This is a genomic window from Cupriavidus sp. 05N39, from assembly GCF_056397325.1.
This window is the reverse complement of the sequence record NZ_JBFTNE010000045.1, coordinates 28,663-53,381: the sequence shown is the minus strand read 5'-3', so window position 1 is coordinate 53,381 and position 24,719 is coordinate 28,663. Positions and strand designations below refer to the sequence as shown.

Sequence of the window (24,719 nt, the reverse complement as noted above, 5' to 3'; positions counted from 1 at the left end):
GGGCGGGGCAGGCGGCCGTCGGGGCCTGTCCTTAACCCTTGAGCGACTCCACGCCGCGGTTGGCGAGGGCGTCGGCGCGTTCGTTGCCCGGATGGCCGTTGTGGCCGCGCACCCAGTGCCAGGAGATATCGTGCTGCTGCGCGAGCTTGTCCATTTCCTGCCAGAGGTCGGCGTTTTTCACCGGTTTCTTGTCGGCGGTCTTCCAGCCGCGTGCCTTCCAGCCCGGCAACCATTCGCCGATGCCTTTCTGCACGTACTGGGAGTCGGTGTAGACCTTGATCCGGCACGGCCGCTTGAGCGCGCGCAGGGCTTCGATCACGGCGGTCATTTCCATGCGGTTGTTGGTGGTCAGGGGCTCGCCGCCGAACAGTTCTTTTTCGTTGCTGCCGGAGACCAGCACAGCGCCCCAGCCGCCGCGGCCAGGGTTGCCTTTGCAGGCGCCGTCAGAGTAGATGATGACGTCTTCGATTTCGTTGGGTTGCATTGCGTTGTCGCTAAGGTTGGCACGGCAATGGCGCGCGGTGCCGACCGGGGTGATTGGGTGTGCGCCGGTGGCGCTCAATGCTCGTCGCCGGGCGCCTTGCCGTGGGTGCCCGTGGGCGAGGCCACCGGCGCGGCGACGGGTGACAGTGCCGTCTTGGGACTCTTCCAGGCGGGGCCGACCAGGCGGATATTGCGCACGCGCTTGACCGCCGAAATCATATAGACTGAGCCGAAGATCGGCCACCAGCGGTCGCCGGCCTTTTCCATGAAGGCGGTGCGCTGCAGCCAGCGCTCTGTGTGGTAGGGCGGGCAATAGCAGCCAAACCGGCCGCGGATGATATCGAAACCCAGCAGTTTGAGCCAGTCCTTGATCCGCACGAAACCGATCGACTGGCTGTCGTTGGGCAGGAAAGGATCGGCGCCCAGCCGCTTGAGGCCCTGGCGCGCGCCCCACAGGCTCATGGGGTTGAAGCAGGTCACCACGACGCGGCCTTCGGGCATCAGCACGCGCGATACTTCGCGCAACACCTCGTGGGGATCTTCCGAAAATTCCAGGATATGGGGCAGGGTGATCAGATCGATACTTTGCGTTTCGAACGGCAATTCGTCGAAGCGGCACAGCAGCTGGCGGGCGTCGGCCTGGGCGCGTGGGCCATGGGGGCCGCTGCCGGGAGCCAGCGCCAGTGCGGAGAACGGCATGCGGTTTTCGCGCAGCGTGTCAATGTGCGGCAGGCCAAGCTGCACCGCGTGGTAGCCGAAGATATCCACGACGGTCCGGTCGTACTGACCCTGCTCCCACTGGAGCATGTATTGCCCGGGAGGCGAGGCAAGCCAGTCTTCCCAATTTATAATCGGACGCTTGGACATAGGAGCACGCATGTTGAAGGTGGAGCCGATTCCCGCATTCCAGGATAACTATATCTGGGCTATCCACGACGGTCACTGCGCCGCCGTGGTGGACCCGGGCGAAGCCGCGCCGGTCGAGGCTTTCCTGGCACGCGCGGGGCTGGTGCTGGGCGCTATTGTAATCACCCATCACCATGGCGATCACCAGGGCGGGGTGGCCGAGCTGCTGGCGGCGCATCCGGTGGCGCCGGATGGCACGCCATTGCCCGTGATCGGGCCGGCCGGCGAACGCATCGGCGGGCGTACCGTGGCCGTGCGCGAAGGCGACACCGTGGAGGTGGCCCATCCCGCGCTGCAACTCAAGGTGCTCGACGTACCGGGTCACACCGCCGGTCACGTTGCCTACGTGGCGGATCTGCCCGGCGCCGGTCCGGCCGTGTTCTGCGGCGATACGCTGTTCGCCAGCGGATGCGGGCGGCTGTTCGAGGGTTCGCCGGCGCAGATGCTGGCCTCGCTGGACAAGCTGGCGGCGCTGCCCGGCGCCACCCGCGTGTTTTGCGCCCACGAGTACACGCGTAGCAATGTGCGCTTTGCGCGGGCGGTGGAGCCGGACAATGCCGCGCTGGCAGCCTGGGAGGCGCGTGTGGATGCATTGCGTGCCGCGGGCACGCCGACCGTACCGACCACGGTTGCGCAGGAGCGGGAGGTCAATCCCTTCCTGCGTTCGCGCGAACCTTCGGTACGCCTGGCGGTGGCCGCCCATGCGGGTGGCCCGGCAGCCAACGACGCGGCGGCCTTCGGCGCGCTGCGTGGCTGGAAAGACAATTTCCGCTGATTCCTTATTGCCATATGCCGGCGTGGCGGACCCGCCAGCCGTTGACCCCGCAAGCCGGGAGGGCGATTTCCGTGTACCCGTTATGTTCCTGGCGGCGCTGCCCTGGCGCCGCCGCAGGGAAAATTTCATTGACGCGAAAGCCGCTTTTTCTTAGCATCAGGCAAATTTTTAGCGTCACGATTTGAGAACTTAATGAAAATTGGTCGATTACTGGCGGTGGTTGCGTGTGCCGCGCTGCTCGCAGCGTGTGCCGGCACGCCAACTCCGCCCGGCGCCGCCGATGGCGTCAGCACGACCGCCTCCGCTTCCAAACCTGCGTATTCGAAGCCCGATCCGCTCAATTCGATCAACAGCGCGGCCGTGATCAACCTGGACCGCGACAGCCTCGACTGGCTGCGCGGCCCGTCAAGCGACATCTGGGACCGTATCCGCCGCGGATTCGGCATGCCGGACCTGGAAGGCACGCTGGTTGACGATCGCACGCAGTGGTACGCGCAGCGGCCGGAATACATGGAACGGATGGTCGCGCGCTCGAGCCGCTACCTCTATCACATCGTCGAGGAACTGGAACGCCGCAAGATGCCCACGGAGCTGGCGTTGTTGCCCTTCGTGGAAAGCGCCTTCAACCCGCAGGCCGAGTCCACCGCCAAGGCGGCCGGCATGTGGCAGTTCATTCCGAGCACCGGCAAGAGCTACAACCTGAAGCAGAACATGTTCCGCGACGAGCGGCGCGATGTGCTGGCGTCGACCGACGCGGCGCTGGATTACCTGCAGCGGCTGTACGACATGTTCGGCGACTGGCAACTGGCGCTGGCGGCGTATAACTGGGGCGAGGGCGCGGTTTCCAGGGCCATCGCGCGCAATCAGGCGCGCGGGCTGCCGACGGACTACGCCAGCCTGAGCATGCCCAACGAAACGCGCTACTACGTGCCCAAGCTGCAGGCGGTCAAGAACATCATTGCCAACCCCCAGATGTACGGGGTGAAGCTGCCCGATATTCCCGACCACCCGTACTTCGTCACGGTGACCACATCGCGCGATATCGACGTCTCGCTGGCGGCCAAGCTCGCCAATATGCCGCTCGACGAGTTCAAGGCGCTGAACCCGTCCTTCAACCGGCCGGTGATCCTCGGCGCGGCGAATCCGCAGATCCTGCTGCCGTTCGATAACGCCGAGCGCTTCCAGTACAACCTCAATACCTACCGGGGCGGCCTGTCGAGCTGGACGGCGGTGACGGTGGACAACCGCGAGCGCATCGAGGCGCTCGCGGCGCGGCTGAATATCGACGCGGACACCATTCGCGAGATCAACCGCATTCCCAAGGGCATGCGGCTGAAGGCCGGCTCCACCGTGGTGGTGCCGCGCTCGGAGAGCCACGGCCAGGATATCAGCGCCACGCTGGCGGAAAGCGCCATGATGGCTGTCGAGCCGGATGTGCCGGACGCGCGCCGCGTGGTGGTGCGCGCGGGGCGGCGCGACACGGTGGTTTCGCTGGCGCATCGCTACGGCGTGTCGGCCGGGCAGGTGCAATCCTGGAACAAGCTTTCCGGCACCAAGCTGGTGGCGGGGCAGAGCCTGGTGTTGATGGTGCCCGCGCGTTCGGCGGCCCGTTTCGCCAGTGCCACCGACACGCCGCCCACTGCGTCCGCCCTGGCGCCGGTTCGCGGCGAGCCGGTGCAGGCAACCGCCAAGGGCCGCGCGGCGGGCCGTCAGCGTGTGACGGTGGAGGCGGCCCCGCGCAAGGCTGCTGCCGGCGCCGGCAGGACGGCCAAAGCCGCTCCGGCGGTCCCGGCAGCCAAGGCCGGCGCCAAACCGTCCGCGAAGCCAGCCGGCAAGGCTGCCGCGGCGCCTGCCAAGACCAAGGCGCACGCGCGCTGACCGGGCTCGGGCCAACGGGTTCGAGCCAGCAAGTTTGAGCCAGATCAAGGGCGTGCCAATGGCACGCCCTTTTGCTTGGTGCGGTGCGTCAGCGGTAAGCGTTGCGTAAGCCGGCGTACCCAGACTGCAGGTACCGGTGGGCTGGCTTGGCTGCGGCAAGCCAGCCGCCATGCGCCTGGAATGGTGGCAAACTAACGGGCGACAGCAGACAGCATCAGGCGGTTCGCCCGGCCAAGACAAACTGCATATGGACAACCCGCATTCAAGCGGAGGAGACAAGCCATGACGGCTACCCGTGCCCTGCACGCACGCTCAGTGAGCGATCCCGAAGGTTTCTGGGCCGAACAGGCTCGCCGCATCGACTGGGAAACCCCGTTCGAGACCGTGCTGGACGATAGCCGTCCACCATTTACCCGGTGGTTCGTTGGCGGGCGCACCAATCTCTGCCACAACGCCGTCGACCGTCACCTGGCGGCGCGCGCGGACCAGCCCGCGCTGATCTACGTGTCGACCGAAACCGGCCAGCATCGCACTTACAGCTACGCCGAACTGCATGACGAGGTCAACCGCATGGCCGCGATCCTGCAGCAGATGGGCGTGGCCAAGGGCGACCGCGTGCTGATCTATATGCCGATGATTCCCGAGGCCGCCTTTGCCATGCTGGCGTGCACGCGGATCGGCGCCATTCACTCGGTGGTGTTTGGCGGCTTCGCCTCGGTCAGTCTGGCCGCGCGCATCGACGACGCGCAGCCGCGTGTGATCGTCAGCGCGGACTCCGGCTCGCGCGCGGGCAAGGTGGTGCCCTACAAGCCGCTGCTCGACGAGGCGGTGACGCTGGCCGCGCACAAGCCCGAACGCGTGCTGCTGGTGGATCGCCAGCTCGCGCCGATGGCGCTCACGCCCGGCCGCGACGAAGACTACGCAGCCTGGCGCGAGCGCGTGGGCGCGGCGCGCGTGCCGTGCGTCTGGCTCGAATCGAGCGAGCCATCCTACGTGCTCTACACCTCGGGCACCACCGGAAAACCAAAAGGCGTACAGCGCGACACCGGCGGCTACGCGGTCGCGYTGGCCACCTCGATGGATTACATCTTCTGCGGCAAGGCTGGCGACACCATGTTCTCCAGCTCCGATATCGGCTGGGTGGTGGGGCACAGCTACATTGTGTACGGGCCGCTGCTGGCCGGCATGGCCACGCTGATGTACGAAGGTACGCCGGTGCGCCCGGACGGCGGCATCCTGTGGCAACTGGTCGAGCAGTACCGCGTGAACATCATGTTCAGCGCGCCCACCGCCATTCGCGTGCTGAAGAAGCAGGACCCGGCCTGGCTCACGCGCTACGACCTCTCCAGCCTGCGCCTGCTGTTCCTGGCCGGCGAGCCGCTCGACGAACCCACCGCCAGCTGGATCCAGCAGGGCATTGGCAAGCCGGTGGTGGACAACTACTGGCAGACCGAGACGGGCTGGCCGATCATCGCCATCCAGCGCGGTATCGATCCGTTGCCGGCCAAGCTGGGGTCGCCCGGCGTGCCGGTCTATGGCTACGACCTGAAGATCGTCGATGAAGCCACCGGCGCCGAATGCGCGCCGGGGCAGAAAGGCGTGGTCGCCATCGACGGGCCGTTGCCGCCGGGGTGCATGACCACGGTGTGGGGCGACGATGAACGCTTCGTCAAGACCTATTGGTCCGGCGTGCCGGGCCGCCGCTGCTATTCGACGTTCGACTGGGGTGTGCAGGACGAGGACGGCTATATCTTTATCCTGGGCCGCACCGACGACGTGATCAATGTGGCGGGCCACAGGCTGGGCACGCGCGAGATCGAGGAGAGCATCTCGTCGCATCCGGCGGTGGCTGAGGTGGCGGTGGTGGGCGTGCACGATGCGCTGAAGGGGCAGGTGGCGATGGCGTTCGTGATCGCGCGCGACGCGGGCCGCATCGAAACCCAGGCCGACCGGCTGGCGCTGGAAGGCGACGTGATGAAGACCGTGGACCGGCAACTGGGCGCGGTGGCGCGCCCGGCGCGCGTGTTCTTCGTCAATGCGCTGCCCAAGACCCGCTCCGGCAAGCTGCTGCGCCGCGCCATGCAGGCGGTGGCGGAAGGCCGCAACCCCGGCGATCTCACCACGATCGAAGATCCCACCGCGCTGGCGCAACTCCAGGCGGCGATGCAAGGCTGACGGCTGTCCAGGCCGCCGCGCGCCGGAGGGCGAGCGGCGGCAGAGGCATGTTTAGGGCTTGAAACGCGGCGTATCCGCCGCTGCCGGGTTGGCTGAGCTGGCCTCCCGGGGCACGCGCTGCACCGCGTCAGAGATTGTGCTTGCACGACGGTCCGATGCGGACTAATATTTTAAGCATCAAATATTTAAGTATGATCTAGATGCGCTCCCGCGCATCGCATGTGCCGCGAGGGGCCGGGCCAGCCGGATCCGGGCCGGCGCGCAGGAGACGACAAGATGCGAGTGCTGTGTATCGGCGGAGGCCCCTCGGGCCTGTACTTCGGTTTGCTGATGAAGCTGCGGGATCCCTCCAACGAGGTCTACGTAGTGGAGCGCAACCGGCCCTACGACACGTTCGGCTGGGGCGTGGTGTTCTCCGACGCCACCATGGACAACCTCAAGCAGGCCGATCCGGTCAGCGCGCAGCAGATCAACGAGGCATTCAACCACTGGGACGATATCGACATCCATATCGGCGGGCGCACCATGCGTTCCGGCGGGCATGGCTTTATCGGCATCGGCCGCAAGCGTCTGCTCAATATCCTGCAGGCACGTTGCGAGGAGTTGGGCGTGCATCTGGTCTTCGAGACCGACGTCACGGATGACCAGGCGCTGGCGCAGCAATACCAGGCCGACATCGTGATCGCCGCCGACGGTATCAACAGCCGCGTGCGCGGCCGCTACGCCGAGACCTTCCAGCCCGATATCGATACCCGTCTGTGCCGCTTTGTCTGGCTTGGCACGCGCAAGCTGTTCGACGCCTTTACCTTCGCCTTCGAAAAAACCGAGCATGGCTGGTTCCAGGCCCATGCCTACCGTTTCGACGACAACACCTCCACCTTTATCGTCGAGGCGCCCGAGCCGGTCTGGCGCGCCGCCGGCATCGAGCAGATGAGCCAGGAGGAGGGCGTGGCCTTCTGCGAGCGCCTGTTTGCCCGCTACCTGGACGGTAACGCCCTGATCAGCAACGCCACTCACCTGCGCGGCTCGGCCAACTGGATCCGCTTTCCGCGTGTGATCTGCGGCACCTGGGTGCACTGGAACACACTGGCCGACGGCCGCCGCGTGCCGGTGGTGCTGATGGGCGACGCCGCGCATACCGCGCATTTCTCGATCGGCTCCGGCACCAAGCTGGCGCTGGAAGATGCGATCGACCTCGCCAACAATATCCGCGATGCCGGGCCGGGCGGCGCCGACGTGCTGCCGCAGGCGCTGGAGCGTTACCAGGCCACCCGCAGCGTCGAGGTCCTCAAGATCCAGAATGCCGCGCGCAACTCCACCGAATGGTTCGAGAACGTCGAGCGCTATGCGGGCATGGCGCCGGAGCAGTTCGCCTATTCCCTGCTGACGCGCTCGCAGCGCATCTCGCACGAGAACCTGCGCGTGCGGGATTCCGGCTACGTCGAGGGCTTCGAGCGCTGGCTCGCGGCACAGGCGGCGGCCAACGTTGCCAATGCCGGCCAACCCGCCGATGCGCGCGCGGTGCCGCCGATGTTCACGCCGTTCCGTGTACGCGGCGTCACGCTGAAGAACCGCGTGGTGGTGTCGCCCATGGCCATGTATTCCTGCGAGGACGGCGTGCCCGGCGACTTCCACCTGACCCACCTGGGCGCGCGCGCGCTCGGTGGCGCCGGCATGGTGGTGGCGGAGATGACCTGTACTTCTCCGGATGCGCGCATCACCCCGGGATGCCCGGGTTTGTGGAACGACGCGCAGCGCGACGCCTGGCGCCGCATCGTCGATTTCGTGCACGCCAACAGCGATGCGCGCATCGCCATGCAGATTGGCCACGCCGGGCGCAAGGGTTCGACCCAGCTCGGCTGGGAAGCGATGGACTACCCGCTTGCCAGCGGCAACTGGCCGGTGATGTCGGCCTCGCCGCTGCCCTATATGCCGGGCGTGTCGCAAGTGCCGCGCGAGATGAGCCGCGCGGACATGGATCAGGTGCGGGACGATTTCGTGGCCGCCGCGCGGCGTGCCGCGCAGGCGGGTTTCGACTGGCTCGAGCTGCACTGCGCCCACGGCTACCTGCTCTCCAGCTTTATTTCGCCGCTGACCAACCAGCGCAGCGACGAATACGGCGGCTCGCTGGCCGCGCGGCTGCGCTACCCGCTCGAAGTCTTTGCGGCGGTACGGGCTGTGTGGCCCCACGAGCGCCCGATGTCGGTGCGGATTTCGGCGCACGACTGGGTCGAAGGCGGCATCACGCCGGACGATGCGATCGAGATCGCACGTGCCTTCAAGACTGCGGGCGCCGATATGATCGACTGTTCTTCGGGGCAGGTGAGTCCTGACCAGGCGCCGGTGTACGGGCGCATGTACCAGACGCCGTTTGCCGACCGCATCCGCAACGAGGCCGGCATTGCCACCATCGCTGTCGGCGCGATCTTCGAAGCCGACCACGTCGACAGCATCATCGCCGCCGGCCGTGCCGACCTGTGCGCGATTGCCCGCCCGCACCTGGCGGACCCCGCCTGGACCATCCACGAGGCAGCGCGGCTGGGCCATCGCGACCTGGCATGGCCCAAGCAATACCAGGCCGGCAAGCGCCAGCTGGAAACCAACCTGGAGCGGGCCGCGCAACAGGCACGGCAAGCCCGTCAGCCCGAGGATCACTGAGCATGAGCGCCAATCTTTCCCTGCAGGGTCGGCACGCGCTGGTCACCGGTGGCGGACGCGGCATCGGCGCGGCCATTGCGCGCCGCCTGCTCGCGCAAGGCGCCAGCGTCACCTTGCTGGGGCGCGACGCGGCCACGCTGGCAGCGACAGCCGATGCGCTCGCCGAGGCGGTCGTCGCGCCCGCCATGCTCGGCACGGTGACGGCGGATATTTCGCAGGCCGACAGCGTGGCGGCGGCGTTCGCGGAAGCGTCCGGCCGCGCGGGCCCGATCGACCTGCTGATCAACAATGCCGGGCAGGCGCGCAGCGCGAGCTTCGCCAGGACGGATCTCGCCCTGTGGCAATCCATGCTCGAGGTCAACCTGACCGGCACTTTCCTCTGCACGCAGGCAGCGCTGCCGGGCATGCTGGAACGCGGCTGGGGCCGCATCGTCAATGTGGCCAGCACGGCCGGGCTGGTTGGCTACGGCTATGTCAGCGCCTACTGCGCGGCCAAGCATGGCGTGATCGGACTGACCCGCTCGCTGGCGCTGGAAGTCGCGAGCAGCGGCGTGACCGTCAATGCGGTCTGCCCTGGCTATACCGAGACCGACATCGTGCGCGACGCGGTCGCCAACATCATGGGCAAGACCGGCCGCACCGAGGCGCAGGCCCGGGCCGAGTTGTCCAAGGGCAATCCGCAGGGCAGGCTGGTGCAGCCGGGCGAGGTGGCTGACGCGGTCGCATGGCTGTGCCAGCCCACCGCCAGCGCGGTCACCGGCCAAGCCATCGCAGTGGCCGGTGGCGAGGTCATGGCGGGTTGATCCCGAACGAATTCGAGAAAACCAGAACAGGCAAGCGAGAAACGAGATGAGTGAAATAGCACTGGACATGCGCCACCACAAGCGCAGCTTTGCCGGCTACCAGCCGCAGCACTTCCTGTGGTCGGTCTCGGCCGACGGCAAGGTTGGCACCGTGACGCTGAACCGCCCCGAGCGCAAGAACCCGCTCACCTTCGATTCCTACGCCGAACTGCGCGATCTGTTCCGCGCGCTGTGCTACGCCACGGACATCAAGACCGTGGTGATCACCGGCGCCGGCGGCAACTTCTGCTCGGGCGGCGACGTCCACGAAATCATCGGCCCGCTCACCCGCATGACCATGCCCGAGCTGCTCGAGTTCACGCGCATGACCGGCGACCTGATCAAGGCCATGCGGGCCTGCCCGCAACCGGTCATCAGCGCCGTCGACGGCATCTGCGCGGGCGCCGGCGCGATGATGGCGCTGGCCTCGGATATGCGGCTGGGCACCGAGCAGGCGAAGACCGCCTTCCTGTTCGTGCGGGTAGGCCTGGCGGGCGCGGACATGGGCGCCTGCTCGCTGCTGCCGCGCGTGATCGGACAAGGCCGTGCCAGCGAGTTGCTGTACACCGGCCGGGCGATGACTGCGCAGGAAGGGCTGCAATGGGGCTTCTTCAACGCGTTGCACGCACCGGACGCGGTACTCGCCGAAGCCCAGTCGCTGGCCGCGCAAATCGCCGCCGGGCCCACCTTCGCCCACGGCGTGACCAAGAAGCTGCTGCACCAGGAATGGAACATGGGCCTGGACGAAGCCATCGAGGCCGAGGCCGAGGCGCAGGCCATCTGCATGCAGACCAAGGACTTCCGCCGGGCCTACGACGCGTTCGTGGCCAAGACGCGGCCCGTGTTCGAAGGCGACTGAAAGGGTACAAACTTCATGTCCGACAAAAGCTATCTCGCCCTGCCGTTCTTCGGCGACGCGCACCGCGAACTGGAACAACGGCTCGACGCGTGGGCCACGGCCTCGCTCGCGGTCGATCACAGCGACACCGACGCCGCCTGCCGCGCGCTGGTGCGCCAGCTTGGCGAGGCCGGCTGGCTGCGCTACTGCGTGCCCGCTGCTTATGGCGGCGCGCTCGAAACGCTCGACTCGCGCTCGCTGTGCCTGCTGCGCGAGACGCTTGCCCGTCACGATGGCCTGGCCGATTTCGCCTTCGCCATGCAGGGCCTGGGCAGCGGCGCCATCACGCTGGCCGGCAGCGACGCCATGCGCGAGCGCTACCTGCCGCGCGTGGCGCGCGGCGAGGCGATCGCTGCGTTCGCCCTGTCCGAGCCCGACGCCGGGTCCGACGTGGCGGCAATGCAATGCCGCGCGGTACTGGACGGCGATCATTACGTGATCGATGGCGAGAAGACCTGGATCTCCAACGGCGGCATCGCCGACTTCTACTGCGTGTTCGCCCGCACCGGTGAAGCGCCGGGCGCGCGCGGCATCTCCGCCTTCGTGGTGGACGCGGACACGCCGGGCCTGACCATCGCCGAGCGGATCGATGTCATGGCGCCGCACCCGCTTGCCACGCTGCGTTTCGAGAACTGCCGGGTGCCGGTTGGCGCGCGGCTGGGCGAAGCAGGGCAGGGCTTCAAAGTGGCCATGATGACGCTGGATATCTTCCGCGCCTCGGTGGCGGCCGCCTCGCTGGGCTTCGGCCGCGCCGCGCTTGACGAAGCACTCGCGCGCGCCACCGCGCGGCCCATGTTCGGCGGCGTGCTGGCCGACCTGCAACTGACCCAGGCGGCAATCGGCGACATGGCCACCGCCATCGACTCGGCCGCGCTGCTGACCTACCGCGCCGCGTGGCTGCGCGATGTGGCGGGTGTGCGCACCACGCGCGAAGCGGCGATGGCCAAGATGGTGGCCACCGAGAACGCGCAGCAGGTCATCGACCGCGCCGTGCAGATGTTCGGCGGGCTCGGCGTCAAGGTGGGCACGCGCGTGGAGAGCCTGTACCGGGAGATCCGCTCGCTGCGGATCTACGAAGGCGCCACCGAAGTGCAGAAGCTGATCATCGCGCGCGAAACGCTGGCACAGCATCGCGCATAGCGTGATCGACGCGGCCGGACAGCCCTTACCAGCATCACCAGAATGAAGGAAGCGGAGACAACCATGGCGAGCACAGCCCACCTAGATACCTTTGCACGCGACCGCCTGCCGCTCCCGCAGCAGTGGCCGGAACTGCTGTTCAACGCGGACACGCAATATCCGGAGCGCATGAACTGCGCGCTGGAACTGGTCGAGCGCCATGTGCGCGAAGGGCGGGGCGAGCGCATCGCGATCCGCTACGAGCAGGACGGCGCCCATCGCACCGTCAGCTATGCCGAACTGGCAGCGCTCTCCAACCGCATCGCCCACGTGCTGACCGGCGATATGGAGCTGGTGCCGGGCAATCGCGTGCTGCTGCGCGGCCCCAACAACCTGATGATGGCAGCGTGCTGGCTGGCGGTGGTCAAGGCGGGGCTGATCGCGGTGCCGACCATGCCGTTGCTGCGCGCCAAGGAACTCAAGCAGGTGATCGACCGTGCCGCGGTCAGCGCGGCGTTGTGCGACGAGCGCCTGCGCGAAGAACTCGAAGCCAATCTGGATCCCGGCAACGAGCACTATTGCCCGAGCCTGGCGCAGGTGCGCTACTTCAACGGCAGCGGCGCAGACTCGGTGGAAGCCGCCATGGCCGGCAAGCCCGAGTCGTTCGACGCGTGCGATACCGCTAGCGACGACATCTGCCTGATCGCCTTCACCAGCGGGACTACCGGCCAGCCCAAGGGCACGGTGCATTTCCACCGCGATGTGATTGCCATGTGCGACCTGTTCCCGCGTCATGTGCTCAAGCCGGGGCCGGACGACATCTTCTGCGGCACCCCGCCGCTGGCCTTTACCTTCGGCCTGGGCGGCATCCTGTGCTTTCCGCTGCGGGTCGGGGCGTCCACCGTGCTGGCCGAGCGGCTCACGCCCGAGAGCCTGCTTGCGTTGATCCAGTCCTGGCGCGCGACGATCGTGTTCACCGCGCCGACCTTCTACCGGCAGATGGCGGCGCTGGCGCCGGGGTATGACATCTCCAGCCTGAAGAAGAGCGTCTCGGCCGGCGAGGCGCTGCCCGATGCGACGCGCCAGAGCTGGAAGGCGGCCACGGGCATCGAGATGACAGACGGGATCGGCGGCACCGAGATGATGCATATCTTCATTTCCAGCGCCGGCGCGCAAGTCCGGCCGGGCGCCATCGGCAAGGTGGTGCCGGGCTATGTCGCGCAGATTGTCGACGAGTCGATGCAACCGGTGCCGCCCGGCACGGTCGGCAAGCTGGCGGTGCGCGGTCCCACCGGCTGCCGCTATTTGGACGACCCGCGCCAGGCCAGCTATGTGAGGGACGGCTGGAACCTGCCGGGCGACACCTTCATGGCCGATGCCGACGGCTACTACTACTACCAGGCGCGTTCSGACGACATGATCGTCTCGGCCGGCTACAACATTGCCGGGCCGGAAGTGGAAAGCGCGCTGATGCGGCACGAAGCGGTGGCCGAATGCGGCGTCGTCGGCATGGCCGATCCCGAGCGCGGGCAGGTCGTCGCCGCCTACGTGGTGCTGCGCCCCGGCGTGGTGGCCGGCGAGGAGATGTGCGCCGTGCTGCAGGCCTACGTCAAGGCCGAGATCGCGCCGTACAAGTATCCGCGCCGGGTGATCTTCGTCGATGCGCTGCCGCGCACCGAGACCGGCAAGCTGCAGCGCTTCCGGTTGCGGCAGATGGCGGAGCAGGCCGGCGCGGCCGGAGGAGGGCGCCAGCCGTGAGCGAAGTGTTCACCAACACCGTGCGGGTGCGCTTCAAGGACTGCGACGCCGCCGGCATCGTGTTCTTCCCGCGCTACTTCGAGATGCTTAACGACCTGGTCGAGGACTGGTTTCGGGAGGCACTGGGCTGGTCCTTCGACGCCATGCATGGCGCGGCACAGGCCGGCGTGCCGACGGCGGAAGTGTCCTGCCGCTTCGTGGCGCCCAGCCGGCTGGGCGAGTTGCTGACGCGGGAGCTGCGTGTGACGCGGCTGGGGCGCACCAGTTTCTCCTTGCAGGTGCGCTTCGTCGGGCCTGCCGCGGACCTCCGCGTGGAGATCGCCCAGCGCCTGGTGTGCGTCGATACCGGCGAAATGATGCCGCGCGCGCTGCCGCCGGAGGTCCGCGCGGGCATGGAGCGCTTCCTGGCGCCAGGGCAAGAAGCCGCGGCGCGGTAAGCGCGCCACCTGACATCCCGCACCCATGCGCCCGTCCGGGGCGTGGTGCGAACCAACCAGATCCCAATCACTGATTACGGAAGACCGACCATGAAGATTCTCCAGCCACCAGACTGGGCCGCGCCGCGCGGCTACTCGAACGGCATCATGACCGAGATGCAGGTGGGCAGCCGCCTGCTCTTCGTCGGCGGCCAGATCGGCTGGAACGGCCAGTGCGAGTTCGAAACCGATGACTTCGCCGAGCAGGTCGGCCAGGCGCTGCGCAACATCGTGGCGGTGCTGGCCGCGGGTGGGGCGCGTCCCGATCACATCGTGCGCATGACCTGGTACGTGAAGGACAAGGTGGAATATGTCGCCGCCTACCGCGCCATCGGCGAGCACTACCGGGCCACCATCGGGCGTCACTTCCCGGCCATGACGGCGGTCGAGGTCGCCGATCTGGTGGAGGCCCGCGCCAAGGTGGAGATCGAGGTGACGGCGGTGGTGCCTGCCAGCGAATGAGCGGTGCCGGCCGGGCGTTCCGGCCTGCCGGCGGGCGCGCGCAGCGGCCCTGCCGCGTCCGYAAGTCCTTGATAACTTGAGAAAATGGGTGGCGCGGGGTATAATCCAAAAGTTTCGCTTTCAGAACCCCTCACCCTAGCGCCTACCGAATTCCACCTTCCGCCGCCCCCATTTCGCCTTGGCTCCGCTGCACTAATTTGTGTGGCGTATCGAGCACCAGGCGAACGGCCCCGGCGACAAGCATCGCGTCCATCACGCTGCCTGTCGCCCCGCCGGACAACGGGGCAAGAGGCGTTGAGCAGGTCGGTCACGGGGTGAATCCAGCAGGAGCCTACCCGTGTTACCGTCTTTTCCGTCCGCCATTCTCGCGCTTGCAGACGGCACGGTCTTTCGTGGCTATTCCATTGGCGCTTCCGGCCATACCATCGGCGAAGTGGTGTTCAACACCGCTCTGACCGGTTACCAGGAAATCCTCACCGACCCCAGCTATTCCCGGCAGATCGTCACGCTGACGTATCCGCATATCGGCAATGTCGGGGTCAATTCTGAGGATGTCGAAGCCACGAAAGTCCATGCCGCCGGCCTGATCATCAAGGATCTGCCGCTTCTGGCCTCCAACTTCCGCAAGGAACATTCCCTCGGCCATTACCTGAAGCAGGAAAAGGTGGTGGCGATCGCCGGCATCGATACCCGCAAGCTGACCCGTATCCTGCGCGAGAAGGGTGCCCAGAACGGCTGCATCCTGGCTGGCGAGGACAATGTGCAGAAGGCCATCGACCTGGCGCGCTCCTTCCCCGGCCTGGCCGGCATGGACCTGGCCAAGGTGGTTTCGGTCAAGGAACCGTACGAGTGGAGCCAGACCGAATGGGCGCTGGGTGCCGGCTACGGCAAGCTGGCGTCGCCGCGCTTCCACGTGGTGGCTTTTGACTACGGCGTCAAGTTCAACATCCTGCGCATGCTGGCTGAACGCGGCTGCAAGGTGACCGTGCTGCCGGCGCAAGCCAGCGCCGCCGACGCGCTGGCGCTCAACCCGGATGGCATCTTCCTGTCGAACGGCCCCGGCGACCCCGAGCCTTGCGACTACGCGATCCGCGCTACCCGCGAGTTCATCGAACGCGGCATCCCCACCTTCGGCATTTGCCTGGGGCACCAGATCATGGCGCTGGCAGTTGGCGCCAAGACGCTGAAGATGAAGTTCGGCCATCATGGCGCGAACCATCCGGTGAAGGACGTGGACGACGGCCGTGTGGTGATCACCTCGCAAAACCACGGTTTCGCGGTGGACGCCGATACCCTGCCTGCCAACGTGCGCACCACCCACGTGTCGCTGTTCGACGGTTCGTTGCAAGGTTTCGCGCTGACCGACAAGCCCGCCTTCTGCTTCCAGGGCCATCCGGAAGCCTCGCCGGGCCCGAACGACGTGGCTTACCTGTTCGACCGCTTCACCAAGATGATGGCGGACGCACGCCAGTAAGCGCGCAGCGAAGAAGTCAAGACGAGAAGATTAGTAGACAGGCAGACCGCAGGACGATCCCATGAACGCCTTCATGCATACCGCGCTGGGCATTACCGATTTCTGGACCTTTGTGCTCGGCACGATTTTTATCGTGCTGCTGCCGGGCCCGAATTCGATGTATGTGCTTTCCGTCGCCGCGCAGCGTGGCGTGCGCGAAGGCTACAAGGGCGCCTGCGGGGTGTTCCTGGGCGATGCCATCCTGATGGTGCTGTCGGCAGCGGGGGTGGCCTCGCTGCTGAAGGCCAGCCCGGGCCTGTTCTACGTGGTGAAGTACATCGGTGCCGCTTACCTCGGCTGGATCGGTTTCCAGATGCTGCGCGGTGCCGTGCGCGGCTGGTCCAGCCGCGGCAGCGATAGCGGGACGGCGGCACAGGGCGAGATGCCCGTGGACCGTGCCGTCAGCCCGTTCCGCAAGGCGCTGGTGGTGAGCCTGCTCAACCCCAAGGCCATCCTGTTCTTCATCTCCTTCTTCATCCAGTTCGTCGATCCGCAGTTCGGCTATCCGGCGCTGTCCTTTGTCGCGCTGGGGCTGGTGTGCCAGTTGTGCAGCTTCGCCTACCTGACCGCGATTATCTTCGTGGGCGCCAGGCTGGCCGAGGCGTTTCGCCGCCGACGGCGCCTGTCGGCGGGCATGGCGAGCGGTGTGGGCGCCATGTTCATCGGCTTCGGCGCCAAGCTGGCGACGGCCACCCTGAACTGAATCGAATCCTGATATCCGGTGCGGTCCGCGCGAACGTGGGGACCGGCCAATAATGAGAGCGTGCAATGCCAAAGCGCACAGACATAAAGAGCATCCTGATCATCGGCGCCGGCCCCATCATCATCGGGCAGGCGTGCGAGTTCGACTATTCCGGCGCCCAGGCCTGCAAGGCGCTGCGCGAGGAAGGCTTCAAGGTCATCCTGGTCAACTCCAATCCGGCCACGATCATGACCGATCCCAACACGGCCGATGTGACCTACATCGAGCCGATTACCTGGGAAGTGGTCGAGCGCATCATTGAGAAAGAGCGTCCCGACGCGATCCTGCCGACCATGGGCGGCCAGACCGCGCTGAACTGCGCGCTGGACCTGCACCGCCATGGCGTGCTGGACAAGTACAAGGTCGAGCTGATCGGCGCGTCGCCGGAAGCCATCGACAAGGCCGAGGACCGCCAGAAGTTCAAGGAGGCGATGACCAAGATCGGCCTGGGTTCGGCCAAGTCCGRCATCGCCCACTCGATGGAAGAAGCACTGGCCGTGCAGACGCAGATCGCCAAGGAAACCGCGACCGGCGGCTACCCCATCGTGATCCGCCCGTCGTTCACGCTGGGCGGCTCCGGCGGCGGCATCGCTTACAACCGCGAGGAATTCGAGGAAATCTGCAAGCGCGGCCTGGATCTCTCGCCGACCCGCGAACTGCTGATCGAAGAATCGCTGCTGGGCTGGAAAGAGTATGAGATGGAAGTGGTCCGCGACAAAAAGGACAACTGCATCATCATCTGCTCGATCGAGAACCTGGACCCGATGGGCATCCACACCGGCGACTCCATCACGGTGGCGCCGGCCCAGACCCTGACCGACAAGGAATACCAGATCCTGCGTAACGCCTCGCTGGCGGTGCTGCGCGAGATCGGCGTCGATACCGGCGGCTCCAACGTGCAGTTCTCGATCAACCCGGCCGACGGCCGCATGATCGTGATCGAGATGAACCCCCGCGTATCGCGTTCGTCGGCGCTGGCGTCCAAGGCCACCGGCTTCCCGATCGCCAAGGTTGCCGCCAAGCTGGCGGTGGGCTACACGCTGGACGAGCTGAAGAACGAGATCACCGGCGGTGCGACCCCGGCCTCGTTCGAGCCGTCGATCGACTACGTGGTCACCAAGGTGCCGCGTTTCGCCTTCGAGAAATTCCCGCAGGCCGACAGCCACCTGACCACCCAGATGAAGTCCGTGGGTGAAGTGATGGCCATGGGCCGCACCTTCCAGGAATCGTTCCAGAAGGCGCTGCGTGGCCTGGAAGTCGGCGTGGACGGCCTGGACGACAAGTCCACCGACCGCGACGAGATCGTCGAGGAAATCGGCGAAGCCGGCCCGGACCGCATCTGGTACGTGGGCGACGCCTTCCGTATCGGCAYGTCGCTGGAAGAAGTGCACGCCGAGACCGACATCGACCCGTGGTTCCTGGCCCAGATCGAAGACATCGTCAAGACCGAGACCCTGGTCAAGGCGCGCAAGCTGGACAGCCTGTCGGCCGCCGAGCTGCGCCACCTGAAGCAGAAGGGCTTCTCGGATCGCCGCCTGGCCAAGCTGATGGGCGCCGAGCCCAAGGCCGTGYGCGCCGCGCGCCATGCCGCCGGCGTGCGCCCGGTGTACAAGCGCGTGGACACCTGCGCCGCCGAGTTCGCCACCAATACCGCCTACATGTACGGCACGTATGAAGCCGAGCATGGCGAGTGCGAAGCCGAGCCCACCACCAATCGCAAGATCATGGTGCTGGGCGGCGGTCCGAACCGGATCGGCCAGGGCATCGAATTCGACTACTGCTGCGTGCATGCCGCGCTGGCGCTGCGCGAGGACGGGTACGAGACCATCATGGTCAACTGCAACCCGGAAACCGTGTCGACCGACTACGACACCTCGGACCGCCTCTACTTCGAGCCGTTGACGCTGGAAGACGTGCTGGAAATCGTCGACAAGGAAAAACCGGTCGGCGTGATCGTGCAGTACGGCGGCCAGACCCCGCTGAAGCTGGCGCTGGACCTGGAAGCCAACGGCGTGCCCATCATCGGCACCAGCCCCGACATGATCGACGCCGCGGAAGACCGCGAGCGTTTCCAGAAGCTGCTGCATGAGCTGGGCCTGCGCCAGCCGCCCAACCGCACCGCGCGTGCCGAGGACGAAGCGCTGCGCCTGGCCACCGAGATCGGCTACCCGCTGGTGGTGCGTCCGTCGTACGTACTGGGCGGCCGCGCGATGGAAATCGTGCACGAGCCGCGCGACCTCGAGCGCTATATGCGCGAAGCCGTCAAGGTGTCGCATGATTCCCCGGTGCTGCTGGACCGTTTCCTGAACGACGCCATCGAGTGCGACGTCGACGCCCTGTGCGACGGCCAGCGCGTGTTCATCGGCGGCGTGATGGAGCACATCGAGCAAGCCGGCGTGCACTCGGGCGACTCCGCCTGCTCGCTGCCGCCGTACTCGCTGGCGCAAGCCACCGTGGACGAGCTCAAGCGCCAGACCGCCGCCATGGCCAAGGCCCTGAACGTGGTCGGCCTGATGAACGTGCAGTTCGCCATCCAGCAGGTCAACGGCGAGGATATCGTCTACGTGCTGGAAGTGAACCCCCGCGCCTCGCGCACGGTGCCGTACGTGTCCAAGGCCACCGGGCTGTCGCTGGCCAAGATCGCCGCGCGTTGCATGGCCGGCCAGACGCTGGATTCGCAAGGCATCCATGACGAAGTGGTGCCGCCGTACTACAGCGTCAAGGAAGCGGTGTTCCCGTTCAACAAGTTCCCCGGCGTCGACCCGGTGCTCGGACCTGAAATGCGCTCCACCGGCGAGGTGATGGGCGTGGGCAAGACCTTCGGCGAAGCGCTCTTCAAGAGCCAGCTCGCCGCCGGTTCGCGCCTGCCGGAGAAGGGCACGGTGCTGCTGACCGTGAAGGACAGCGACAAGCCGCACGCCGTGGGCGTGGCGCGCATGCTGCACGATATGGGCTACCCCATCGTTGCCACCCGCGGTACCGCCTCGGCCATCGAAGCCGCCGGCATCCCGGTTCGCGTGGTCAACAAGGTGAAGGACGGCCGCCCGCATATCGTCGACATGCTGAAGAACGGCGAACTGGCGCTGGTGTTCACCACGGTGGACGAAACCCGCACCGCTATCGCCGACTCGCGTTCGATCCGTATCTCGGCCCTGGCCAGCCGGGTGCCGTACTACACCACCATCGCCGGCGCGCGCGCCGCGGTGGAGGGTCTGAAGCACATGCAGAGCCTGGAGGTCTACGACCTGCAAGGCCTGCACGCCTCGCTGGCCTGACGGCCCCCTTTGGGCCCCCTGGGCTGCCCGCAGTTGCTGCGGGCAGCCCTCATGGCCTAAACTAACAGCAATACCGTCGATCCGCCGACCGGGCAAGCGTCCGGGCAATGGGTCGATCCAACCTGACAACCTGAAAGGCCGCGGTTGAGCGGAAGTGCCCCGGGCAGCGATGCCGGTGCATGGCTCCAGCTCCGCTGCGGCTCATTTTTTTGCAGAACGAAGACATGAGCACGATTCCGATTACAAAGCGCGGCGCCGAGCTGCTGAAAGAGGAACTGCAGCGCCTGAAGGCCGTCGAACGTCCCGCGGTGATCAATGCCATTTCCGAAGCGCGCGCGCAGGGTGACCTGTCCGAAAACGCCGAATACGACGCCGCCAAGGAAAAGCAGGCCTTTATCGAAGGGCGCATCCTGGAGGTGGAGTCCAAGCTGTCGACCGCGCAAGTCATCGACCCGACCCAGCTCGATACCGATGGCCGCATCGTGTTTGGCGCCACCGTGGACCTGGAAGACCTGGAGTCGGGCAAGCCCGTGAGCTACCAGATCGTCGGTGACGACGAGGCCGACCTCGACAGCGGCAAGATCTCGGTCAGCTCGCCTATCGCGCGCGCGCTGATCGGCAAGTTCGAGGGCGATGTGGCTATCGTGCTGGCCCCTGGCGGCGAGCGCGAGTACGAAGTCATCACGGTTCGCTACGTCTGAACGAGGCTGCGTGTTCTCCTCCTCCTACTCGAGCCTGCCGCCGCTGCCGCATCGGATCTTTCTCCTGCTGACCGTAGTCTGGGCCGGCAGCCTGTGGACCGTGGGCTACATGGTGGCCCCGACGCTGTTTTCGGTGCTGCCCAGCCGGGAGACCGCCGGGCTGATCGCCGGGCAGCTGTTCCGGACCGAGGCAATCCTTGGCGTGGTGGTCRGCGTGCTGCAACTGGCGCTATGCAACCTGATGATCCGCCGTGGCGCGAGGCGCTACCGGGGGCTGCGCTGGCTGGTGCTGGGCATGCTGCTTTGCGTGCTGGTGGGATACTTCGGCATCCAGCCCTTCATGGAGAACCTGAAGGACAAGGCGACGGCGCTGGGCGTGGGCGTGTCCGAATCCCCCTATAAGGGGCAGTTCGGCATGCTGCATGGTGTGTCCAGCGTGTTCTACCTGGCGCACAGCCTGCTTGCACTGGTCCTGGTGTGGCGCGCGGCGGCACCGCGTTCGGCGGGCGAGTAGGGCAAGCCGGCAAGGAGTGTGGCGGACCCCCGCGTGGGGGCGCCGATATCAAGCCGGCGCGCGTCAGGAGGCGCCGGCCAGTCGCTCAGTCGAGCGCTTTCTTCTTCTGGCTGGTCGGACGGGCACGCGCACGCTTGACGTTGCCGCCAGCGGTGACGCGCTCATTGCCCAGCACCGTCACTTGCGAGCGCTTGGGGCGGCGATTGGGCGCGGCGCTCGGCTTTCTGACGGTCACGGTGCGCGGCGCGGCGCCGCCACGCGGGGCCAGGCGGCCCAGTTCCTGCGGACGATTTTCCTTCAGGACGGCCGGACCCGGGCGCCATACCACCAGCAGCTTGCCGATATGCTGGATCGGGGCGGCGCTGAGATCCTCGCAAATGGCTTCGTACATGGCGATGCGGCTTTCGCGGTCGTCGCCGAACACGCGGATCTTGATCAGGTCGTGAGACGCCAGGCTGCGGTCGATTTCGGCCAGGACGGGCCGGGTCAGGCCCTCGCCGCCGATCATCACGACCGGGTTGAGGCCATGGGCACGTGAGCGAAGTTCGGAGCGCTGGGCGGGAATGAGTTGAAGAGCGGGCATAAGTAAAGCGCAGGCGAGGGCGCAAATGGGCGCGCAAGTGGTGCGCAAACCAAGGCACTGAAGTGCCGAAAAAGCGAATCGGCGCGTATTATCCGTCAAACTGGCACGGTCAGGCTGCAAAATCAGCAAAACGAGTGAAAAACGCACGGTCGACCGCGGGTCGGCGGCGTTTTTCTCAAACAGATGTCTCCGGAATGGCCAAGAACAAATTCAATCAGGCGTGGTTGCACGACCATATCAACGACCCCTACGTCAAAATGGCGCAGCGCGAGGGCTATCGGGCCCGCGCAGCGTATAAGCTGAAGGAGATCGACGAGCAGGACAAGCTGATTCGTCCCGGCCAGGTCATTGTCGACCTGGGCGCTGCCCCCGGCAGCTGGAGCCAGTACGCCCGCAACAAGCTGGCGGCTTCGCCGCGCGCCAAGGACGGCGGCATCGACGGCGCGGTGATCGCCATCGACCTGCTGCCCATGGAGGCGGTCGCCGACGTCACATTCATCCAGGGGGACTTCCGCGAGGAGGACGTTTTCCGGCAGCTGGAGGAAATCGTGCTCCAGGCGTCCGGCGGCGCAAAGATCGACCTTGTATTGTCGGACATGGCCCCCAATTTGTCAGGTGTAGCCTTTGCCGATGCTGCCCGTATCGATTACTTGTGCGACCTGGCGCTGGAATTTGCCCAGGCGCATCTGAAGCCGGAGGGCTCATTGCTGGTAAAGTGTTTCCATGGCAGCGGTTACAGCCAGATCGTGGAGAAGTTCAAGCGCCAGTTCAAGGTGGTCGCCAAACGCAAGCCCAAGGCGTCGCGCGACAAGTCTTCAGAGACCTTCATTCTTGGGCGTTACCTCAAGTCGGCGGGGTGAAGCGAGCCTATCGCTTCGATCAATTTGCTTTTTCCCCCGACGCCGGGCGCTGCATTACAATGCAGCTATCCCGTTGGCAAGGCGTTCGTAAAGGAGTTTGGCCTTGAATAACAACCTGTTTCAAAAGGCGGCAATCTGGCTCGTGATCGCGCTGGTGTTGTTTACCGTCTTCAAGCAGTTCGACAAGCCCCGCACGCAGGAAGGCGTCACCTATTCGCAGTTCATGGATGATGCCAAGTCCGGCAAGGTGGGCCGGGTCGACGTGCAAGGCCGTAATCTGGTGGTGACGCCCAAGGAAGGGCAGAAGTACACCATCATCTCGCCGGGCGACATCTGGATGGTCGGCGACCTGATGAAGTACGGCGTTCAGGTGACCGGCAAGGCTGACGACGAACCCAACATGCTGGTGCAGGCCCTGTACTACCTCGGGCCCACCCTGCTGATCATCGTGTTCTGGTTCTACATGATGCGGCAGATGCAGGGCGGCGGCAAAGGCGGTGCCTTTTCCTTCGGCAAGTCGCGCGCACGCCTGATCGATGAAAACCAGAACGCGGTCACCTTCCAGGACGTCGCCGGTTGCGATGAATCTAAGGAAGAAGTGGTCGAACTGGTGGACTTCCTCAAGGATCCGCAGAAATTCCAGAAGCTGGGCGGCCGTATCCCGCGCGGCGTGCTGCTGGTCGGCCCTCCGGGCACCGGCAAGACGCTGCTGGCGCGCGCGATCGCCGGCGAAGCCAAGGTGCCGTTCTTCAGCATCTCCGGTTCGGACTTCGTTGAAATGTTCGTCGGCGTGGGCGCGGCCCGTGTGCGCGACATGTTCGAGAACGCCAAGAAGCAGGCGCCCTGCATCGTCTTCATTGACGAAATCGATGCGGTCGGCCGTCACCGCGGCGCTGGCATGGGCGGCGGCAACGACGAGCGCGAGCAGACCCTGAACCAGATGCTGGTCGAGATGGACGGCTTCGAGGCCAACTCGGGTGTGATCGTGATCGCSGCCACCAACCGTYCSGACGTGCTGGACMMGGCGCTGCTGCGCCCGGGCCGTTTCGACCGCCAGGTGTACGTCGGCCTGCCCGACATCCGCGGCCGCGAGCAGATCCTGAAGGTCCATATGCGCAAGGTGCCGATTGGCAACGACGTCGACGCCTCGGTAATCGCACGCGGTACCCCGGGCTTCTCGGGCGCCGATCTGGCCAACCTGGTCAATGAAGCCGCACTGTTCGCCGCCCGCCGCAGCAAGCGCGTGGTCGACATGCAGGACTTCGAGGACGCCAAGGACAAGATCTACATGGGTCCGGAGCGCAAGTCCACGGTCATGCGCGAAGAGGAACGCCGCGCTACCGCGTACCACGAGTCCGGCCATGCGGTGGTGGCAAAGCTGCTGCCGAAGGCGGATCCGGTGCACAAGGTCACCATCATGCCGCGCGGCTGGGCGCTTGGCGTGACCTGGCAATTGCCTGAGCACGACAAGTACTCGAAGTACAAGGACAACATGCTCGACGAGATCGCCATCCTGTTTGGCGGCCGCGCGGCGGAAGAGGTCTTCCTCAACGCCATGAGCACCGGTGCTTCCAACGACTTCGAGCGTGCCACCAAGACGGCCCGCGACATGGTCACCCGGTTCGGCATGAGCGATACGCTGGGTACCATGGTGTATGTGGATACCGAGCAGGATGGCATGTTCGGCAAGATGTCGTCCAAGACGGTGTCGGAAGCCACCCAGGTCAAGGTCGACGCGGAAATCCGCCGCATCGTCGACGAACAGTACAACCTGGCCAAGCGACTGCTCGAGGAAAACCGCGACAAGGTCGAGGCAATGACCGCGGCCCTGATGGAGTGGGAAACCATCGACGCGGACCRGGTCAACGACATCATGGCAGGCAAGCCGCCGCGGCCGCCGCGTGGTGCCTCCAGCCAGAACGGTGGTGGCAACACCCCGTCGGGTGGTTCGCCGGTGGCCCCCGCCAACGCACCCGCCACGGCCTGAGCGGCATAGCCGGCGCGCGGCAACGACGTCGGCGGACCAGTAGCCCTGGTGCCGTAGTGGTGGCTGTAGCGTTTGTTCACCAAGCCTGAAGCCGGCGCCTTGTGCGCCGGCTTT

Annotated in this window: 20 protein-coding genes; 17 read left to right on the top strand and 3 right to left on the bottom strand. The window is 66.1% G+C overall.

The window, feature by feature from the left end:
• Positions 1–31: 31 nt before the first annotated feature.
• Both rnhA and AC1DN0_RS21845 read right to left on the bottom strand, forming a co-directional pair.
• The gene (gene rnhA / locus AC1DN0_RS21850; protein ID WP_441627540.1) at positions 32–469 is read right to left on the bottom strand and encodes a ribonuclease HI; all 438 of its coding nucleotides are present in this window, start codon (positions 467–469) and stop codon (positions 32–34) included.
• Positions 470–558: 89 nt separating this feature from the next.
• Entirely contained in the window at positions 559–1,350 is a 792-nt protein-coding gene (locus AC1DN0_RS21845; protein ID WP_035860582.1) for a class I SAM-dependent methyltransferase, read from the bottom strand.
• A gap of 10 nt (positions 1,351–1,360) precedes the next feature.
• Between AC1DN0_RS21845 and gloB the strand changes: the two genes are divergently transcribed.
• From gloB to AC1DN0_RS21770, 15 genes are all read left to right on the top strand, one after another.
• The gene (gloB, locus tag AC1DN0_RS21840; RefSeq protein ID WP_441627484.1) at positions 1,361–2,164 is read left to right on the top strand and encodes a hydroxyacylglutathione hydrolase; all 804 of its coding nucleotides are present in this window, start codon (positions 1,361–1,363) and stop codon (positions 2,162–2,164) included.
• A 192-nt stretch (positions 2,165–2,356) separates the two neighbouring features.
• The gene (locus AC1DN0_RS21835) at positions 2,357–4,042 is read left to right on the top strand and encodes a transglycosylase SLT domain-containing protein (RefSeq protein ID WP_477111528.1); all 1,686 of its coding nucleotides are present in this window, start codon (positions 2,357–2,359) and stop codon (positions 4,040–4,042) included.
• A 282-nt stretch (positions 4,043–4,324) separates the two neighbouring features.
• Positions 4,325–6,217 carry a propionate--CoA ligase gene (locus tag AC1DN0_RS21830; protein ID WP_441627480.1) on the top strand — a complete coding sequence of 631 codons (1,893 nt, stop codon included), beginning with the start codon at positions 4,325–4,327 and terminating at the stop codon, positions 6,215–6,217.
• Between the two features lie 276 nt (positions 6,218–6,493).
• Positions 6,494–8,875, top strand: a complete 2,382-nt coding sequence (locus AC1DN0_RS21825) for a bifunctional salicylyl-CoA 5-hydroxylase/oxidoreductase (protein ID WP_441627478.1) — start codon at positions 6,494–6,496, stop codon at positions 8,873–8,875.
• 2 nt (positions 8,876–8,877) lie between these two features.
• Positions 8,878–9,678 carry an SDR family NAD(P)-dependent oxidoreductase gene (locus AC1DN0_RS21820; protein ID WP_441627476.1) on the top strand — a complete coding sequence of 267 codons (801 nt, stop codon included), beginning with the start codon at positions 8,878–8,880 and terminating at the stop codon, positions 9,676–9,678.
• Between the two features lie 46 nt (positions 9,679–9,724).
• Complete coding sequence (locus AC1DN0_RS21815; RefSeq protein ID WP_441627474.1) at positions 9,725–10,576, top strand: enoyl-CoA hydratase family protein; 852 nt, start codon at positions 9,725–9,727, stop codon at positions 10,574–10,576.
• A gap of 15 nt (positions 10,577–10,591) precedes the next feature.
• Positions 10,592–11,755, top strand: coding sequence for an acyl-CoA dehydrogenase family protein (locus AC1DN0_RS21810; protein WP_477103526.1), 1,164 nt, complete (start codon positions 10,592–10,594; stop codon positions 11,753–11,755).
• Between the two features lie 63 nt (positions 11,756–11,818).
• Complete coding sequence (locus AC1DN0_RS21805) at positions 11,819–13,492, top strand: AMP-binding protein (protein ID WP_441627470.1); 1,674 nt, start codon at positions 11,819–11,821, stop codon at positions 13,490–13,492.
• A complete protein-coding gene (locus tag AC1DN0_RS21800) occupies positions 13,489–13,929 on the top strand; it encodes an acyl-CoA thioesterase (protein WP_441627468.1) in 441 nt (146 codons plus the stop codon). The genes AC1DN0_RS21805 and AC1DN0_RS21800 overlap by 4 nt, the downstream gene beginning before the upstream one ends.
• 90 nt (positions 13,930–14,019) lie before the next feature.
• A complete protein-coding gene (locus AC1DN0_RS21795) occupies positions 14,020–14,430 on the top strand; it encodes a RidA family protein (RefSeq protein ID WP_035860557.1) in 411 nt (136 codons plus the stop codon).
• 337 nt (positions 14,431–14,767) lie between these two features.
• On the top strand, positions 14,768–15,904 hold the full coding sequence (carA, locus tag AC1DN0_RS21790; protein ID WP_441627466.1) for a glutamine-hydrolyzing carbamoyl-phosphate synthase small subunit: 1,137 nt from the start codon (positions 14,768–14,770) through the stop codon (positions 15,902–15,904).
• Between the two features lie 61 nt (positions 15,905–15,965).
• Positions 15,966–16,646 carry a leucine efflux protein LeuE gene (gene leuE / locus AC1DN0_RS21785; protein ID WP_441627464.1) on the top strand — a complete coding sequence of 227 codons (681 nt, stop codon included), beginning with the start codon at positions 15,966–15,968 and terminating at the stop codon, positions 16,644–16,646.
• A gap of 65 nt (positions 16,647–16,711) precedes the next feature.
• Positions 16,712–19,960, top strand: coding sequence for a carbamoyl-phosphate synthase large subunit (gene carB, locus AC1DN0_RS21780; protein WP_477145999.1), 3,249 nt, complete (start codon positions 16,712–16,714; stop codon positions 19,958–19,960).
• Between the two features lie 224 nt (positions 19,961–20,184).
• Positions 20,185–20,661 carry a transcription elongation factor GreA gene (greA, locus tag AC1DN0_RS21775; protein WP_035860659.1) on the top strand — a complete coding sequence of 159 codons (477 nt, stop codon included), beginning with the start codon at positions 20,185–20,187 and terminating at the stop codon, positions 20,659–20,661.
• A 10-nt stretch (positions 20,662–20,671) separates the two neighbouring features.
• Positions 20,672–21,175: a DUF4149 domain-containing protein gene (locus tag AC1DN0_RS21770; protein WP_477145998.1), complete on the top strand. Its 504-nt coding sequence runs from the start codon at positions 20,672–20,674 to the stop codon at positions 21,173–21,175.
• 85 nt (positions 21,176–21,260) lie between these two features.
• On the opposite strand, the gene AC1DN0_RS21765 is transcribed toward AC1DN0_RS21770, so the two are convergent.
• Entirely contained in the window at positions 21,261–21,758 is a 498-nt protein-coding gene (locus AC1DN0_RS21765; protein WP_035860547.1) for a YhbY family RNA-binding protein, read from the bottom strand.
• 194 nt (positions 21,759–21,952) lie between these two features.
• On the opposite strand from AC1DN0_RS21765, the gene AC1DN0_RS21760 reads away from it, so the two are divergent.
• Together AC1DN0_RS21760 and ftsH are read left to right on the top strand one after the other, a co-directional pair.
• Complete coding sequence (locus AC1DN0_RS21760; RefSeq protein WP_035860545.1) at positions 21,953–22,618, top strand: RlmE family RNA methyltransferase; 666 nt, start codon at positions 21,953–21,955, stop codon at positions 22,616–22,618.
• 103 nt (positions 22,619–22,721) lie between these two features.
• Positions 22,722–24,605, top strand: coding sequence for an ATP-dependent zinc metalloprotease FtsH (gene ftsH, locus AC1DN0_RS21755; protein ID WP_477145997.1), 1,884 nt, complete (start codon positions 22,722–22,724; stop codon positions 24,603–24,605).
• The last annotated feature ends 114 nt before the right edge of the window (positions 24,606–24,719 follow it).